Raw genomic sequence first — 400 nt, 5'->3', positions numbered from 1 at the left:
ACCGAAGAGGACCGCCCAGCCCACGGCCAGCGCCCACACATGCGGCGGCAGATTCGACGAGGGGTAATTGTCGATCAGGGCGTACCGCATCAGGTCCATGTACACCGCCGCCGGATTCCCCAGCATGGCGTCCGAGATCCACTTGCTCGCCCCCGCGTGCTCGAGGGTACGGGCCAGCGGGAACATCACGCCCGAGGCATACATCCAGGTACGCAGAATGAACGGCAGCAACTGGGCGAGGTCGGGTGTTTTGGCCCCCAGCCGGGCCATGATCAGTGCCAGTCCGGTGTTGAAGACGAATTGCAGGGCCAGCGTGGGAACGATCAGCAGCCAGGCGAAGGCCGGGAAGTGCCCGAAGCCCACCAACACGACGGCCAGCACGATCATCGAGAACAGCAAT

1 protein-coding gene is annotated in these 400 nt (G+C 64.2%); it reads right to left on the bottom strand.

Going from position 1 to position 400, the window contains the following annotated elements:
• A partial coding sequence (locus NP777_RS47295) for an ABC transporter permease (protein ID WP_256656386.1) occupies nt 1-400 on the bottom strand: 400 nt, incomplete at both ends.

Origin of the sequence: Streptomyces rugosispiralis (genome assembly GCF_024505145.1) — a bacterium.
GTDB classification, from domain to species: domain Bacteria; phylum Actinomycetota; class Actinomycetes; order Streptomycetales; family Streptomycetaceae; genus Streptomyces; species Streptomyces rugosispiralis.
This window is presented reverse-complemented; position numbering and strand designations above follow the sequence as displayed.